This is a genomic window from Schaalia sp. JY-X169, assembly GCF_014069575.1.
Lineage (GTDB): Bacteria > Actinomycetota > Actinomycetes > Actinomycetales > Actinomycetaceae > Scrofimicrobium.
This window is the reverse complement of the sequence record NZ_CP059675.1, coordinates 411,380-427,286: the sequence shown is the minus strand read 5'-3', so window position 1 is coordinate 427,286 and position 15,907 is coordinate 411,380. Positions and strand designations below refer to the sequence as shown.

The following is a 15,907-nucleotide window of genomic DNA, read 5'->3' as shown; positions in this document are numbered from 1 at the left end:
AGTTTTTTGGGGCATCAAAACAGTGCAGGATCTGTTGGTTTGGCTGACATCAACTTACTAGCCCAGGACTTTTGGGCGATTGAAGGGAGCATTTGTCATGCCAGAAAACGAGCAGATTAGGAGCAGGACGCCACGGACTGGAACCTACCAGGTGGTTTTAGCTGACCCACCTTGGGGTTTACACCAGACCCGCAGAGGGAAAAAGAAGGGTTATGCCGCCGCTGAGGACCATTATCCGGTGATGAGTGATGAGCGCATCCTCGGTCTTGGCGAGCCAGTCAAAGAAATCATGGGCGAGAACAGTTTCTGTTTCTTGTGGGTCACCGCTGGGACGGTGCCGCTGGGGATCAAGGTTCTGGAGGCCTGGGGGTATCGGTACGTGAACTTCTTTTTCTGGGCCAAGCCACGCTTCACCCTCGGTAATACCTTCCGTAATGCTGGAGAGCTAATGCTACTTGGCGTGCGCGGTAAGGGAACCAAGGTTGCTTTTCATTCTCAACCGAACTGGAGCTTCTACCCCTTGCAGGAACACTCTCGCAAACCAGAAGAGATCCACCTGATGATCGAGCGCCTCACGGGTGCTGATCAGTCGACACGGATGTTGGAGTTGTTTGCTAGGCGTCCGGCACCGAGCCGGTTGAACTGGGATATCTGGGGCGACGAAATACCCCCAACCGAACCGTCACGGATCTCACTAGCGAAGTGGGGGTACCCGATCCCCGGAGACCCAACCACAGAAGAAACGGCTACTGGCCCTGCAACCGGGGTTACTGGCAAGGAGGCATCGTGATGAGGGGTGTAAAGCATGTCGGAAGATTCCAAGCCGAACTCTTTAGCGGCGAGGCTGCTACGTTCGAGCGCTTACCTGTTTCTCGCCGTCGTTCTGCTTCATCTGACCTGGATGTTAGTCAAGCAGATCTGGTGGATGTTCCTCATCCTCGCCGTCATCGCTCTCATCATCGGGGGCCTGCGGTTGTGGGTTTGGTGGAGGAACCCTTGGCGTTGACGGGGCGGGACTATGCCAGGCGGAGGCGCAAGTGAGTGCGGCCCGTCCACGCAAGAAACGGAATGTTGGGCAGTCACGGTTCCGTTTGATCCCAGTGTGGAACCAGGAGTTCGACCAGTCAGAATACGCCCGCATCCTGCTGCTACTGGCCATGCACATGAGCGAGCAGGCAACTAAGAAACCTGAGAAACGTCAAACCAAGAAAACGAAGGGAGGAAAAGACGATGAGTAGCAACCAAATAACCGATGGACCGAAGCAGGTGTTGGAGTGGAAGGAACTGGTGTGGCAAGACACGATCGCCACCGAGCAACTCACCGATGTCTTAGAAAGGTTCGCGACCGCGCCGGAGCTTGGACGCATCGTCCTGGAGTTTCGCGTAGATAAGAAAGGCGCCCAGTGGCTCATCGGGAGTGAACCGCACCGGCTGCCAGCGATCAAAGACGCTTTGGTTTCGCATCTGCCAGTGCGGATGGTGAGAGCCAGACGCACCAGAAAAGAAATGAATGATGCTGCTGCCATTCAAATAGTTGGTGGTCACTCGTTATCGAGTAACAAGGATCGGATCACTGCTGGAATTCGAGCTCTATACGGTACCGTGTCTAGGCTCCAGGACGGTGAGCAGGTTGCCCTGCAGTTGATGCTCGGCCCTCGCCTCTCACCTGCACACTGGAGTCCTAACGCCAGCCCTTGGCTGGAGCTGTTACTGGCTGGTGGCAATACGCCACGGTCTCGCCCCAACAAAGTCCCGGTTGAATCTCGTGAACGTCATGGCTTCAAGGTACATATTCGCTTAGGTGCTACAGGGAGTCCGGCACGTAGCGCCTTCCTAGTTCGTCAAGTCTTTGGCTCATTTCGCACGGTTGAGACCGGTGAAGCCAAGCTACGTCTAGGTGTGGACAGCCCGACTCGCCTACATGAGGGGCGTTCTCCCTGGCGCTGGCAACAAAGCCTGCGCTCCAGCGAGCTGCCGGTCTTCGCCGCCTGGCCTGCGGGTGAGCCACCACTTCCACTCATTGGGTCACTCCACCCCAAGATCCTGGCCCCTAAAACTGGACTGGTGCGTGACCCACGGAACTTGGGAGTAACCGCCAGTGTCGGCACGGAGGAGAAATTCGCTTTACCGATCCAAGATGCGCTTTTCCATACGGTGCTTGTCGGGCCAACTGGTTCAGCTAAGTCAACGGTCATGCTGGGCCTAATCGAGGACGCCATGACGGCCGGTAGGGGCCTAATTGTTTTTGACCCTAAAGGAGATCTAGCCACTGACGTGCTCGCCAGAGTCCCAACAAGTCGCCGTGACGACGTGGTCGTTATCGATCCGACCAGCACGGCTCCTGTCGGGTTCAACCCGCTCAGTGGGCCACAACGGCTCGCTCACGTCACCGCTGACTCCCTCCTCGGCATCTTCGAGTCCCTGTTCAAGGACTACTGGGGAATCCGCACCGCCGACGTCCTTACGGCCGCTTTTCTGACCTTGTCTAGGGTTCCGGAAGCGAACCTATTGTGGCTCCAGCCCTTGCTAACCAATCCCGCGTTCCGGAAGAAAGTCTTGAAAGGCCAGTCCGACCCTCTGGGGACGGATGTTTTCTGGCGGCAGTACGACGCTAAACGACCCGAAGCGCAAGCCGTGGAGATAGCGCCCGTCTCAAACAAGCTCCGGCAAATCATTTTGCGTCCCAACCTCCGAGCCACCCTCGGACAGTCCAAACCTCGCTTCGACATCGGCGATGTAATCACCAAGCGTCGCATCGTTGTTGTAAACCTTAACCGGGGACTACTTGGCGGTGACGCTGCCAAACTTGTTGGCACGCTCCTACTTGGGCAGCTCTGGTCAAGGCTGCTGGCGCGCCAGGGCGTACCAGTTGAGCGCCGCCACACCATTGAAGTCTTCATTGATGAAGTACACGACTTTATAGCTGGCATTCCAGGAGACCTTTCCGATGCCTTAGCCCAAGCCAGATCGTTAGGCGGAGCCTTCACAATGGCCCACCAATACTTTTCTCAGCTCGACCCCGCTATGCGTGAAGCAATGAATGCGAACGCCCGCAACAAAATCTACTTCGGCATGAACGGACTTGACGCTGCCATCGCTGCTAAGCAAGCACCTGGCCTAGAACCACAGGACTTCATGCAACTACCCAAGTTCCATGCCTACGCCAACATCTTACAAAAAGGAAACAGTACCGACTGGGTGACGATACGGACGAGGCCACCAAGCCCCGCACGAACCGATGCTGGCTTAATCTACGCCCACTCCCACGCCCGCTACGGAACCCCCGCCGAACAAACCGAAAAAGAGCTCCTTGAGCTAACCGACCTAAGCGCCGAACCAGAATTTGAGGGCGCAACTAGTGGCATCGGAAGAGTCAAACGATGACAACCCCTACCACGCACCCAAAAACGCCAAGACGTTTCGGTAGACGTTTCGCTTTAGTAAACAAAGGCTTCATTGCCGGACCGGCAGCCAGTCGTGCCGCACGGGTGGCGGTGACTGACCCCCAGTTAGGGGTCACCGGTAAGGCCGAAGGACGGGAGCCCACTCATGGATAACTCGTTGCAACCAACTGAACAACTATTCCTAGACCTGCTTCGTGATCATCGTTTCTTGACCACGCACCAACTAGGACGCTTAGCCCGACACCAATTTGGCAACCGTCGATCAGCTAAGCGACAGACCCTCCGCCACCTAGATTCCCTACGAGAGCAAAGACTCATCACTGCACTAGAGCGTCGGGTCGGTGGCTGGCAAGGCGGCTCGGCTGTGACGATCTGGACGCTTACCACTAAAGGCCTGCGCCTCTTGACTGGCAAACGCACCGGTCGAATTCGTCCGCACCACTACTCGACAACGTTCCTAGAGCATCTCCTAGCCGTCGCTGAGGTGCGGGTCTTGCTCGAAGAAACCACTCACCAAACGCCCGGGCTGGAAGCGCTGGTTGAAACAGAACCGGGTTGCTGGCGCACCTACCTAGGCAGTGCAGGCATGGCCACGACTTTGAAGCCCGACCTAGCCCTGGGGGTTACCACCACAGATTTTGTTGACTACTACTTTATTGAGGTTGATCGAGCGACCGAGAACCCCGGCCGGGTGATCCGGAAGTGCTGGCAATACGAAACATACCGGCGCACCGGAGCGGAGCAGAAACAGCTCGGGGTGTTCCCACTTGTGGTCTGGGTCGTTCCCAACCTTGGCCGGGCCCAGCAACTGAGCCAAGCAATCTCTACAGAGCCGAAATTACCTGGCCAGCTGTTCATCGTCATCACCCACGAGCACTTGAGCTCCCTGATTCGTGACGGACCAAGCCCGCACGAGTAGCTCGACGAGAGCTTCCCCAGACCGGTGCTTGACGGGGAATACCTGTCAGCCGGAGATCAATAATCAGCCCTGAAAGGAGGGAGATCATGTACAAACACACCAACGAACAATGGCGAGAGGAAATCGACAAGGCAACGCGCGTTTCCATCGATGTCCTCGAAACGCTGATGTGCAAGGAGAAGTGGCTTAGCCAAGTCAAGACCGGCTACGAGCAGCACGGTACCGCTTTCCTAGCGTTCCTTCACCTGCCCGTCGTCAAAGAATTAAGCGCAGACCAACTGCTTGAGCAGTACGAAAACGCCTACATCCTCGAAGATCGTGACAGAGAAGAAGCACAGAAGAAGCTACTGACGCTCAACAACTGGGAAAAGATCAGGCAATCCGCTAACGCCAAGCTCGAGTTCGAGGATCTCCTGCAATGGGATGAGGACGAACTCCACGCAGCTATCGAGGATCGCTACGAGTTGGTTGTCGCCTACGACCGTTGCGTCGTTTTTGATCACACCGCCATCGAAACCGATTCGGCGAGCTAAGCACCAGCGGGACAAGCCCCGGGGCCAATACCCCAAGGGTTTGTCCCGCAGCTAAGGCTTCCCTGCAACCAGCCGGGAGGAACAAATAAGTAAATAGCGCCACGTAACCAATCGTGGGCATCGCTGAAAGGAGGCGACAACTATGACCGATTACCAATCTGTCTATAACAACCATTACGGAGGCGAAACATACCGTTTCGGGGTCGCTTACCTGCGCCAAGAAAAAGAGGACTACGAGCCAGACTTCTACGCAGGCAGGTACCCCAGCCTCGATGAACAACGGAAAATCATTGCGGATCTGGCCACTAAGGCGCAGACCATCGTGATCGCGGAGTTTGTCGACAACTGTGGGCCAATCGCGGTCGAAGACAGGCTCGGACTGCTCCGGCTCTTGGAGTTCTGGAGAGAAACTCACCCGCAAGTCATGTTCGCGGCCACAGACGAAGTGCTCAGTTTCAACACGAAAGACAACTTCGCTGTGGAAGCAAAACTGGAACTTGACGAGTGTCCGGTCATCATGACCGACCGCTAGAACCAGCACTAGGTGTCGGCCAGCCTCCTCCGTGACGTTGGTCGACACCACTAAACGGCCCCAAAGAAAGGAGCAACAAAACCAAGTAACCAGAAAAGGAGAACACACTATGAACCCAGAAAAACCATCCAGGCATCCAGATATGCCCAGACTTCCAGAAGAAGAACTAGCAGGAAACGACCCCAGAGATGAAGAACTCTTCATCGAAGATGCCGTCAAGGTTTACAAGAAATACCTGTCCAAAAGCGCCGATGAGCAGAGAACTGCTGACATGAAAGAGACCTGCCCACTCCAACGCTTCTTTGACACTTATGAAGGCAGCTACGAAACACGTAGGGACTTCGTAAGTGAAAAAGCTGCCGACCTCGGTTGGTATGAAGCCTTGAACTTCGCCTGCCAAGCAGGCAACGTACCTGCAGCCGTGGTCGCCCTAGATATCAATAACGCCTTCGAGTATCTCGCCCGCTACTACCACGTGTTTGAAGGCATCGACTCTGACCGCCTACACACATTCCTAAGACCTGGCGTCATCGCGCCCGAGAGTCAATTACACCAAATATTAGAAGGAGGTGAATACGATGATGAATAACAACCCAGAAACCTACCAACCCCGCCACCAAACCCCAGAAACCCAAGCACGCCCCGCGCGAGTGCGGGAAGTGCCGAACTGGCGACGCTTCGACGTTGCCTCCGAAATAAACGCCGACATCATCATCGCCGGAATCGACCACGCCTTAGAAAGCAAGAAACAAATCGATGAGGACACCGCACTGCGCATCGCGGGCGTGCTCGGGCGAGCCATCGGCCCGGACAGTCACCTCAGTACTTACGCCAGGACTAACACCGGCAACTACGAGGAAATCCGCGAAGAATACCTCTCTCTTTACAACCACCCGGAAGCACCACCCAGAGCCACCGACCTCATCAACTGGCTCGGCTACTACGCAGTGCGTCAAAGGTTCCGCTTCGCCGAGAGCATCCAAGACCCCGAACCATACCCACCAAAGCTTGAGAACATTCTTGTCCCCACAGAAGTTGAGATCCGCGACCAACCCGGCACAGTACACGTCCCCGGTATCTACGGCAATGAAGACATCGAAGACCTGAAACGGACCCTTCGAACCCTGCGCTACGACGAAGACGCTGCCCTGCAAGCTTTCCTATCGCTACCAAACGTCAACGCTATGAGCGGAGACATCATGGGCGACTTCCACGACTCTTACATCGGGTCGTGGCACAACCACGAAGACGCAATCAGCGAGATCTGCGACCTTGATGACAAAGAACGCGAAGTCTTGGAATTCGCCAGCGAGCGAGGCTTCTACTTCGACTACCTAACACCCGACTACGACTTCCTCGAAGACGAAGCCCGAGAAGCCTACGACATAGTTCGACTCGACGATGAAACCTACGTATTCGCAAAATAAGAGCGACGCAAAATACACAACCAAAACCCTCAGAAGCGAGAGGAGTCTGCCATGAATAACCAACCAAGCACACACCCAGAAAACATCAGAGAACCTGTGGAAAACCCTGCTATCACACCAAAAAATACACTGGACTCTCCAGCGAAAAGAAGCATCAATGGGAGTATGAATACATCAACAATGCCATCTAATGTGGCGACCCCAGCAGCCTCCATAACTGACCCGTTCGCGGCCATGACCGCCGGTCTAACCCCCAAACGCGCCGTCTCGTACATCCGCGTATCGACCAAAGAGCAAGCCGAACGAGGAGGCGAAGAAGGCTTCTCTATCCCGGCCCAAAGAGATGCCAATAAACGTAAAGCGCAGTCCATGGGCGCGATGGTTGTAAAAGAATTCGTCGAACGAGGTGTCTCCGGAACGACAACCAACCGGCCAGCGCTTCAAGAGATGCTTCGCTACCTTGAAGAAGAATCCGGAAACATCGACTACGTGATCGTCCACAAAATAGACCGCCTAGCTCGCAACCGAGCCGACGACGTGGAGATCAACCAGCGCTTTGCCGAGTATGGCGTTCGGCTGGTTTCCACTAGCGAAAACATCGACCAAACGCCTGGTGGATTACTCCTCCACGGCATCATGTCCTCCATCGCTGAGTTCTACTCCAAAAACCTCTCAAATGAGGTCAAGAAAGGCATGGCAGAGAAAGTGCGCCAGGGCGGGACTCACGGCAAGGCGCCACTCGGGTACAAGAATATTCGTGAGCTAAAGGATGGCAGAGAGCACCGCACTGTCGAGGTCGACAGTCAACGTGCTCCTATCATCACTTGGGCTTTTGAGCAGTACGCAACCGGCGAGTACTCGCTACGATCCCTGTGCCAAGAACTAGTCAGCCGAGGGCTGACCATGCCCCAGACTGCGCGCCTACCCGAGAAACCAATAGAAACAAGGCAAGTCCATCAAATATTGACCAACGACTACTACCTCGGCGTGGTTACCTTCAATGGCACCAAGTATCCGGGCAACCACGAACCACTCATCACCAGTGACCTTTTCGACCGAGTTCAGCAAATCCTCCGAAGCAAGGTCAATGGCGAGCGAAGCATCAAACATGACCACTACCTGAAGTCCACCCTTTGGTGCGGACAATGCGGTTACAGGATGATGGTTCAAGTTGCTAAGACACGAAGCGACATGCCTTACCCGTACTACTCGTGCACTGGACGTCACTCCAAGAGAACCAACTGCGACCTTCGATCCATCACCTTTGATCGGGCTGAGGAGCTCATCCAAGAGCTCTACGACAGACTGGCAATGAAGCCCACCGAAGCATCGCAATTGGAGAAACTGCTAAAGCAAAGTCTGCGCGACTTGACAAAAGACACCTCCGAAAAACATGAGGCCCTGACCTCCCAGAAGCTCCAGATCGAACGCAAGCAACGAAAACTACTTGAGGCCCACTACAACGACGCCATACCAATGGACATGCTTAGACGCGAGCAAAAAGAACTGGACTCCCAGCTCCTATCCGTCATGCGGGATCTTGATGCCCTGAACACGGATCTAGCAAAAACTGATGGCCTGATTGACACGGCGATGGAACTGAGTGTTGAAAGTGCCAAAGCATACAAGCAGTCCCCAGACCACATACGCCGGATGTTCAACCGCCTCTTCTTCAAAGAACTGAGGGTTGTCATGGACAAAGACGACAACCACCAGCTTCAGGCAATCCTCGCTGCCCCATTCGATGATATCTACAGCCCTAATTGGCGACACCTTCCAGCAGGCGTACTTTTGGGACCAACACAAGTCCCCGCCAATTCTGACGGGGACTTGCTACTAATGAATTTTCGTTCTGATGTCGATGTTTCGGGTAAGACCAACGAAGTCCAATGTCCATCACTAGAAACGGGGCAAGCACATGATCGCGCCGACCTACAGGGGTCAGGGCATGCTCCAGCTGTCGTTGTTTCGAGTAAGAGCACCGTGGTACCCCCGGTCGGACTCGAACCGACACTGTACCGGAGGTTCCAAGCCCCTCCCAGGGAGCAGCCAATCGGTGCCATGTGGTGTCAGACCTGCATGTTTACTTACGCTTTACCGCCTCCATGACGCCACCAAACGAAGGAAAACGCCAGAGAATGGAGACTCCAGGGCCGTGCGGATCCGATGGCACCCCGAAGTTTCGTAATTCTTCGAGTGTCAGTCTCGGCCGAGCTCACCTCTGTCGTACTGGGCATCTCCACCTGCCATCTCTTCGGCTTTCACTAGCGTTGGCAGCGGCGCGTTTGATCGTTGTCGAACAGTGTCTTTGCCTCCAACAGCATTTCCACGAACACTCCAGCGATCTTCTCATCGGTGTCCGTCCACGTGAGCCCGAGCTTCTCTCGACTGAATCCTGCTGTGGGACCCCAGAAACGGAGTGTAATCAAGTCTCCAGGCGGAACAAGACTGAAGTCCATGTCGACGTCAGTACCACGCAGACCTCCACGGACCTGCCCGAACCGATACATGCTGCGCGCTCCATGTTTCGTCTCGGCAATATCCACCTTGAACTCGGTCAGCTCTCCGGGTGTCTGGTGTGTCCGCGTGAACCCATGCTCCAAGAGGAGATCAGTTACCATGGGCTCGACCCGAGCACACCGGATCCTCAACTCCTCGACCGATGGTTCATAAAAGTCCCGGCGTGACTCCCGGGCGGAGTCAGGTGATATTGCCTCCGACTCTTCCGGGGTCATCGCGAGAAGCTCGAGTCCTGCGGTGTGCTCACGAAGAGTCGTGCACGCGAACTTACACAGTGGCCTTGCAAGGCGGTCGGCAACCGGCACCCGCTCGTCATGACGCCCTAGTTCCTTGAGTCTCCCGCAGATCCTTCGCACCAACTCATTGGTCGCATCGTCAACATCAGTACTTGAATACCCCCGTGCCACAACCGAGTCGCGAACCAGTCGCTGATGTGGTTCACCCGCCAAATCGCCGGTATCATCATGAAAAACTCCGGATTGGTTTAAGAACTTGACCACATCCCAACGGTGATACAAGAATTCCTTCCCCCGCGCGTTATCCCCACACAAATCGATGTAATCGTCAACCGGGAATGCCTCAATATCAATGTTCATGCCGCCCACCTCCACTCACCGCCGAATCAGTTCACAGAGACTACAAGCAGGCTCCGACAAATAGGCGCCGCACAGTAGGAGCTCCTCACACGGAGCGCTCCACCCAGACCGAGTCCCTCTCCGCAAGCTTGTTCTTGCCAGATCCGACAAGCCAAGCAATTACATCAAAGGCACGGATGGTCGTGATTGAGCCCGCCACGGTCGAGGACTCCAAGACACTGTCAAGCCTCTTGTGCCAAGAGAAGTTATCAGCGCTAAGCCATTCACTCAGTGGTGCCCAATATGGTCGGGTGCCACGTACGGTGACGGCTCGCACCTTAGTGTCAACTATCGGAAACAGACCCGGGCGCTTGCGCGCCATGAGCTTAGTAGCACGGGTCGGGCCAATCCCGGGGATCTCTGTGAGAGACCTATAGAGGTCCCGGCCTGGGTAGCCTTTTTTCTTGGCCCATTCTGAAGGTGGCCTGTCGACGAATCTTTCGTCAACGTCAAACTCATGCAAGAACTCATTGTAATACTCCGGCCGTCTAACTAAGATCTCGTAGACGCCGCGGGCCTCAATCGGCGCGCCTAGGAAACTACAGGCCAGAAGATCGGAGGGGGTAAAGCAGTAGGCCGCGCTACTCAACTCCTTGTCGAAAGGGTTGAAGAATTGGCCCTCGAATCGCCCACCCGAATCTAATGGCTTGAAGTACCCATTTACCAAACTGACACACAGGCCTTTATCTACCAATGCCTCTGCCAAGTCCGTGCTCGAAATGAAATCCATGTCGCGCCTACCTCCAACAACTACGCCTATGTGACCCCTTCCAAGAAGGGTATCGCTTGGCAAGCGGCCAATTGCCGAGATTCGCACGCTCCTTGTTGATGCTGCGCCCGCCTCGAAGCAAACTCAGGTATCCCCGGTTCTATCGAGCTACGCCTAACGCAATCCCCTCCACATGGGGTGTCGGCGGGGGCGGAGTCGGAAGATGATCATTGTGTCGAGGCCGGCGTCCTCGATGCGAATGGGGATTTGGCCGCGCGTGAGGGTCTGTAGTCGTGTTTGACGCAGGGCCCGGTTGATTCGTCTAACCAGTTGTGGGGAGCGTTTCTTGTAGCCGAGGTCGCGCAGTAGTGTACGTAGTTTCATGACGCGTTGCACCCGTCCAGGCACGTGGAGTAGCTCTAAGCGGATTAGTTGGAAGTAGCGCAGGACAGGGTCCGCGCCGGCTTGGCGAACTGTGGTTTCAAGCGCGTCGCTTTCTCCGGCTAGTAGTGCTTGGTCTTCCGCGTCCCGGGTCCGTTCCTGTTTGAGCGTCTCGCGGCGGATGGCGCGCGCAAATAACGACTCGTCATCTTGGTAGCGCCTCTCAACGTGGCGGTGGTTCTTCCATAGCGTGGCGATGAGTTGTCGCTCTTTCGTCAAGGGTAGGTCAGCCCGTATCAGGACCACTGCCGCATCGGCTGGTGTGATCCTGTAGGTCACGTTCGGTCACCCTTAGCCAGATTGCAGGGCCGGCACAGCAGTTGCAGGTTCACTTCCGTGGTCTTCCCACCCCTCGACCTCGGATAGACATGGTCAATATGGAACAAGGCCCTGTACGGGCTGCGTTTCCCACAGCCAGCACACACGTATTCTGACCCTTGCTTGGCCCGGTTGAAGACCGCGTCTTTGGTTTGGTTGTACAACTGGGGTGCATACTCAGCCCAGTCGCTCAGGGCTAGGTCTTCTAACGCCACTTGATCTGGGACCACGGTGCTTTCAACCAGGGTTGGGGAGTCGCCTTGAAGCTTGGCGATCTCGGTGTCTAACTGGCTCCGGAAATACGGTTTCCGCCCGTAGTAGACCTTGAGGAGACTGGCGGGATCTTCCCAGAGTCTGTCTCTGTATCGCTTCTGCTCACTGGGACGCATGTCCTCATCAAAGATCTTGCGAGCCATCCGTGACAGGTCAACTTTGCTTCGTTCTATCTCATCGAAAGTGACAAAAACTGGCTGGGCTACCTTTTGCGCGTAGTACCTGAGTAGATACTCGATGTCCCGCTCCCGAAGCGGAGGAATCATGCCCTCATCAAAGTAGGCTTCCCGACAATGGTCGACCAGGAGTTCCAACACGTCCTCGGGAATGGTTTCCTCCTCCAATCCCCAATCTGTAAACAGGGCGGGGAGAGAATCGATGAGCGCCTGGTACATGTGCTTCGAGTTGTCGTAAACCAGGATCTGGTGGTTGTGTTCCAGCTCGCCCTCGTTAGCGTCGCCTTCACCATTGGTGGGGATGGTCAGGGAGAAGATGTACATGCCCAACGGCACACGCTTGATGAACTCGATGCCTTCCAACGCGGTGGTGTCTACCGCCTCGTTAAGGATGCTGGCGAACTCTTCCATCTTCTCGATCGACACCAGCCGCATGTCATAGTCCCGGCGCTGCGCGACACTCTCCTGCAAAATACCGTTGGCTGCTGCGATGACGGATTCCGGGCTTTCCCAAGCCACTTTCCCGTGCCAGTCATCAATGAAACTGACAATATGGGCATCACGAGTCCCCCCGGCTTTCTCCCCGCGAAGAGCGCGCCCAATCATTTGAGTCATCAAAACCGAAGAAACAGTGGGTCTAGTCAAGAACACAGTCTTGGTTCTGGGTAGGTCAGCCCCCTCAGTGAGGATGCCAACGTTGATCAACACATCCAAATCACCGCGCTCGTACTTCCTGATTTCTTCTGCGTTGTCATGGTTGGACACGTCAATGTTGGTGAACTCAGTCCTCTTGCCACTAAAGATCGCGCCCGCCCGGACGCCCTCTTCCTCAAAGACCCTGCGAAGAGCGATAGCGTGAGGAATATTCACCGCAAACACGATCGTCGGCCCGTACCTATCAACATGCTTCGCGTAAGTCTGCGCAATAAACCTGTTCCTACGCGAATGCTCCACCATCATGTCTTGCATGTCTTGAGGAATGTAGTCGCTGCGCTCGATGGTCCTAACATTCTTGGGGACCAGGCTCCCGCCGAAGTCAACCTTTGTCTCTAGGCTTTCAGGATGTGGGGTAGCCAGAATCCCCTTGGTAATCAGGTCTTGAAGGTCAGCCTTGTAAACGACATCGTTCTTAAAAATCTCTCCCAGCAAGCCCTGCTCTTGCTCCAAGGTGCGGAAAGGGGTCGCGGTCAACCCTAGGAGCTTCACCCTGGGGACCCGAGAGTGAACGCGATCCAAAATCCTTCGATAGGAACGCGCCGGAGCATGGTGAGCTTCGTCCACCACCACGAACACTTCGTCCTCGCCCGCCAACCAAGCATCCAACGCGGCTAAACCCGCACTGGAAGCCAGACTGTCCTTACTAGCGATCACCACGTCGTCATCACGCGTAATCCTCACCGGCTGATCATGACGACCAGAAACAATCCGATACCGGAAAGGCGTCAAGTTCGGGGCATCATCAGAAAACACGTTCCGCTCAAAAGCATCAGCCGCCTGCTCCAACAATAAGTGCCGGTGGGCCAACCACAACACCTTCCGCCGCGGCCCCACCCCGCCCCCATCAGCGTCACCTTCCTGCAAAGCGTTAGCAATCAGCCACTGCACCGCCGTCCTCGTCTTACCCCCACCCGTTGGTAACACCAACAAAGAACTAAAAGAAGAAGCCCGATTCAACTCATCCAACCGCCCCATCGCCGCCACCTGATGAGGGAACAGTTCCTGAGGATTGCTTCTAGGCCTTGCCTGAACCGTGTTCGCATTCTTCGACACCACTGATTCACCCGACACGTAAAGCCCCTTTGCAAACACTGTCCTATCCCTGTCTTCGAGTCTAACAAGAGGGGGTTATCGATGCAGAAGACGATACCGGCGACGCAGTGACGCACAGGTGGCCCCCACTATTGACCCAGCGGTGCGACACCATCTGCGACGCTTCAGAACAGGTACAAGGGCTCACGGCCCATTAGGCGCCAGAGACGGAAGCGACTTCCCGTACGCGGGTGGCATCTAGAATGCGTCATTCGCTCGCGAATGTGTCGAGCACTATGGCATCGGCTTGGGTAGCCTGTAACCTTTCATGCGACTCGCGAAAGGGGCACCGCAGAATGAAGACTTTGCTCAATATCATCTGGGTTGTGTTTGCGGGGTTTGAGCTGTTCCTTGCATACGTCCTAGCCGGCGTGATTGCCTGCATCTTCATAGTCACTATCCCCGTTGGGGTTGCCTCGTTTCGCATCGCTGGATATATCATTTGGCCATTCGGGCGTGAAGTAGTGAAACAACCGGGAGCAGGTGTCGGTTCGTCACTCATGAACGGACTCTGGTTCATCATTGCTGGCTGGTGGTTGGCGCTAGGCCACGTGGTCACAGGTATCGGCCTGGCCATCACCATTATTGGAATTCCCCTGGCCATAGCCAATTTCAAGCTGATCCCCGTGACGTGTTTCCCCTACGGGAAGATGGTGGTGGATCAGTCTCGGAACGGGACCTTCCCGAACTAGCTGGGACCTGCTTTTCCGGCAATAATGGGCACTTGTGGATAGCGAACGCATATTTCTCGAGGGGTCACAGGAGCGTCTGCTGAAGTGGCTTGCAGTCGGTCTTATTTCCTTAGTCGCATTTGAGACGTTGGCTGTGGCAACTGCTATGCCGACGGTGGTTCGTTCATTGGAGGGCGCGAACCTCTACGCACTGGCGATGGGCATAACCATGGCCACTCAGTTGATCGCGACAGCTCTGGCTGGGCCATGGTCTGATAATCGCAGCCCACAGTCATGCCTATACACAGGCGTACTACTCTTCGTCGCCGGGCTAACGATCTGCACTTTCTCCCCATCCATGCAGATCTTTGTGTTGGGGAGGGCAATACAGGGATTCGGCGGCGGTCTCTCTATGGTTCCGCTCTACACCATCATCGGCAACCACGTACACCCGCTTCGACAACCACCATTCTTCGCCGCTTTCGCGGCCGCCTGGGTCCTGCCAGCGCTAATCGGCCCGGGAATTGCGGGCCTGGTTGTTCAGTATGCGAGCTGGCGGTGGATTTTTGGTTTTGTCCCTGTCGTTTTCCTGATGGCGTTTCCAGTTCTGGTCAAAGTCACGGCCGCGCTTCCCCGGACAGAACCAGCGGACTCAGATGGTTCAACTAAGCGCAGAGTGTTACTTGCGGTCGGCGCTGGCGTATCGGTGGCGCTACTCCAGGTCATGTCCGGGACAGAGCCAGACGAGTTCACCCCCTTGATCCTCCTCATAATCGCGGTATCGGCAATCCTCACTTTCGTGTTCATGAAGCCGCTACTCCCCGCGGGAACGTTCACCGCAAAACGAGGGCTCCCCTCCACCGTCCTACTGCGCGGACTGGCCAACGGAACTTTTATCGGGGTGGAGACCTTTCTCCCGCTCTTACTCCAACTGGTACACGGGTGGGATCCCGCCAGCGCCGGCCTCGTGCTAACAGTCGGTTCCATTACCTGGGCTATTGGATCAGCCGTTTCCGGGCGTATCACCGACCAAGCGAAGCGAGCACAACTCCCCGTGATCGGCACGCTGGTGCAACTTGTCGGCACCGCGATCACCTTCGCAGGCGTGTTCGAGGGCGTACCCGGCGCAGCAATCATCATCGGCTGGACCATAACCGGACTTGGCATCGGCCTCATCTACCCCACCATGACTGTTCATGCGCTCGCCATGACCAAGACACGAAACAAAGGGAAGACCTCATCCGCTCTGCAGATGGCCGACACTCTTGGCGGCGCATTCTGTGTGGCAGCAGCGGGAATCGCCTACGCCCTGGTACTACCGAGCCTATCCCCCGCCTTCGCGGCCGCAGTCGGACTGATGGTTGTCCTCCTGGTGATGGCAATGCCAATTGCCAGGCGGATCAGTCCGGCCCCAGACTCCGACGAGGCACTCCAGTTACAAGAGACCCAACAACTGTAAGAGGAGACGACAGCGTCGCGAAATGTTTATGTGGGGAACCGATGCGGCCGTGGGGTACCTACCCCAGACGCAGTTTGGTTC

16 protein-coding genes are annotated in these 15,907 nt (G+C 55.7%); 12 read left to right on the top strand and 4 right to left on the bottom strand.

All coding sequences use genetic code 11. From position 1 onward, the window contains the following. The first annotated feature begins 97 nt into the window (after window positions 1-97). From H2O65_RS01845 to H2O65_RS01800, 10 genes are all read left to right on the top strand, one after another. On the top strand, window positions 98-790 hold the full coding sequence (locus H2O65_RS01845; protein ID WP_182141921.1) for an MT-A70 family methyltransferase: 693 nt from the start codon (window positions 98-100) through the stop codon (window positions 788-790). Between the two features lie 15 nt (window positions 791-805). Further along, window positions 806-1,006: a hypothetical protein gene (locus H2O65_RS01840; RefSeq protein ID WP_182141920.1), complete on the top strand. Its 201-nt coding sequence runs from the start codon at window positions 806-808 to the stop codon at window positions 1,004-1,006. Window positions 1,007-1,037: 31 nt separating this feature from the next. Continuing rightward, complete coding sequence (locus H2O65_RS01835) at window positions 1,038-1,238, top strand: hypothetical protein (RefSeq protein WP_182141919.1); 201 nt, start codon at window positions 1,038-1,040, stop codon at window positions 1,236-1,238. Then, the gene (locus H2O65_RS01830; protein ID WP_182141918.1) at window positions 1,231-3,384 is read left to right on the top strand and encodes a type IV secretory system conjugative DNA transfer family protein; all 2,154 of its coding nucleotides are present in this window, start codon (window positions 1,231-1,233) and stop codon (window positions 3,382-3,384) included. Before H2O65_RS01835 ends, H2O65_RS01830 begins: the two co-directional genes overlap by 8 nt. Before the next feature lie 165 nt (window positions 3,385-3,549). Further along, window positions 3,550-4,323, top strand: a complete 774-nt coding sequence (locus tag H2O65_RS01825) for a replication-relaxation family protein (RefSeq protein ID WP_182141917.1) — start codon at window positions 3,550-3,552, stop codon at window positions 4,321-4,323. Window positions 4,324-4,409: 86 nt separating this feature from the next. Beyond that, window positions 4,410-4,856 carry a hypothetical protein gene (locus H2O65_RS01820; RefSeq protein WP_182141916.1) on the top strand — a complete coding sequence of 149 codons (447 nt, stop codon included), beginning with the start codon at window positions 4,410-4,412 and terminating at the stop codon, window positions 4,854-4,856. 142 nt (window positions 4,857-4,998) lie between these two features. Continuing rightward, window positions 4,999-5,388 carry a hypothetical protein gene (locus tag H2O65_RS01815; RefSeq protein ID WP_182141915.1) on the top strand — a complete coding sequence of 130 codons (390 nt, stop codon included), beginning with the start codon at window positions 4,999-5,001 and terminating at the stop codon, window positions 5,386-5,388. Window positions 5,389-5,497: 109 nt separating this feature from the next. Continuing rightward, window positions 5,498-5,977 (top strand): hypothetical protein, encoded by a 480-nt coding sequence (locus H2O65_RS01810; RefSeq protein ID WP_182141914.1) that lies wholly within the window; start codon window positions 5,498-5,500, stop codon window positions 5,975-5,977. After that, complete coding sequence (locus H2O65_RS01805) at window positions 5,967-6,815, top strand: hypothetical protein (protein ID WP_182141913.1); 849 nt, start codon at window positions 5,967-5,969, stop codon at window positions 6,813-6,815. Before H2O65_RS01810 ends, H2O65_RS01805 begins: the two co-directional genes overlap by 11 nt. Window positions 6,816-6,980: 165 nt before the next feature. Beyond that, window positions 6,981-8,924 carry a recombinase family protein gene (locus H2O65_RS01800; protein ID WP_182141912.1) on the top strand — a complete coding sequence of 648 codons (1,944 nt, stop codon included), beginning with the start codon at window positions 6,981-6,983 and terminating at the stop codon, window positions 8,922-8,924. A gap of 155 nt (window positions 8,925-9,079) precedes the next feature. Here the strand turns inward: H2O65_RS01800 and H2O65_RS01795 are convergent, their stop codons facing one another. From H2O65_RS01795 to H2O65_RS01780, 4 genes are all read right to left on the bottom strand, one after another. After that, on the bottom strand, window positions 9,080-9,931 hold the full coding sequence (locus tag H2O65_RS01795) for a hypothetical protein (RefSeq protein ID WP_182141911.1): 852 nt from the start codon (window positions 9,929-9,931) through the stop codon (window positions 9,080-9,082). Between the two features lie 85 nt (window positions 9,932-10,016). Further along, on the bottom strand, window positions 10,017-10,700 hold the full coding sequence (locus tag H2O65_RS01790; RefSeq protein ID WP_182141910.1) for a DUF6308 family protein: 684 nt from the start codon (window positions 10,698-10,700) through the stop codon (window positions 10,017-10,019). Between the two features lie 153 nt (window positions 10,701-10,853). Next, a complete protein-coding gene (locus H2O65_RS01785; protein ID WP_182141909.1) occupies window positions 10,854-11,399 on the bottom strand; it encodes a hypothetical protein in 546 nt (181 codons plus the stop codon). Next, window positions 11,396-13,675 carry a DEAD/DEAH box helicase family protein gene (locus H2O65_RS01780; protein ID WP_182141908.1) on the bottom strand — a complete coding sequence of 760 codons (2,280 nt, stop codon included), beginning with the start codon at window positions 13,673-13,675 and terminating at the stop codon, window positions 11,396-11,398. The genes H2O65_RS01785 and H2O65_RS01780 overlap by 4 nt, the downstream gene beginning before the upstream one ends. Window positions 13,676-13,992: 317 nt before the next feature. On the opposite strand from H2O65_RS01780, the gene H2O65_RS01775 reads away from it, so the two are divergent. After that, window positions 13,993-14,388: a YccF domain-containing protein gene (locus tag H2O65_RS01775; RefSeq protein WP_182141907.1), complete on the top strand. Its 396-nt coding sequence runs from the start codon at window positions 13,993-13,995 to the stop codon at window positions 14,386-14,388. A gap of 34 nt (window positions 14,389-14,422) precedes the next feature. Beyond that, on the top strand, window positions 14,423-15,826 hold the full coding sequence (locus H2O65_RS01770) for an MFS transporter (protein ID WP_182141906.1): 1,404 nt from the start codon (window positions 14,423-14,425) through the stop codon (window positions 15,824-15,826). Window positions 15,827-15,907: the final 81 nt, after the last annotated feature.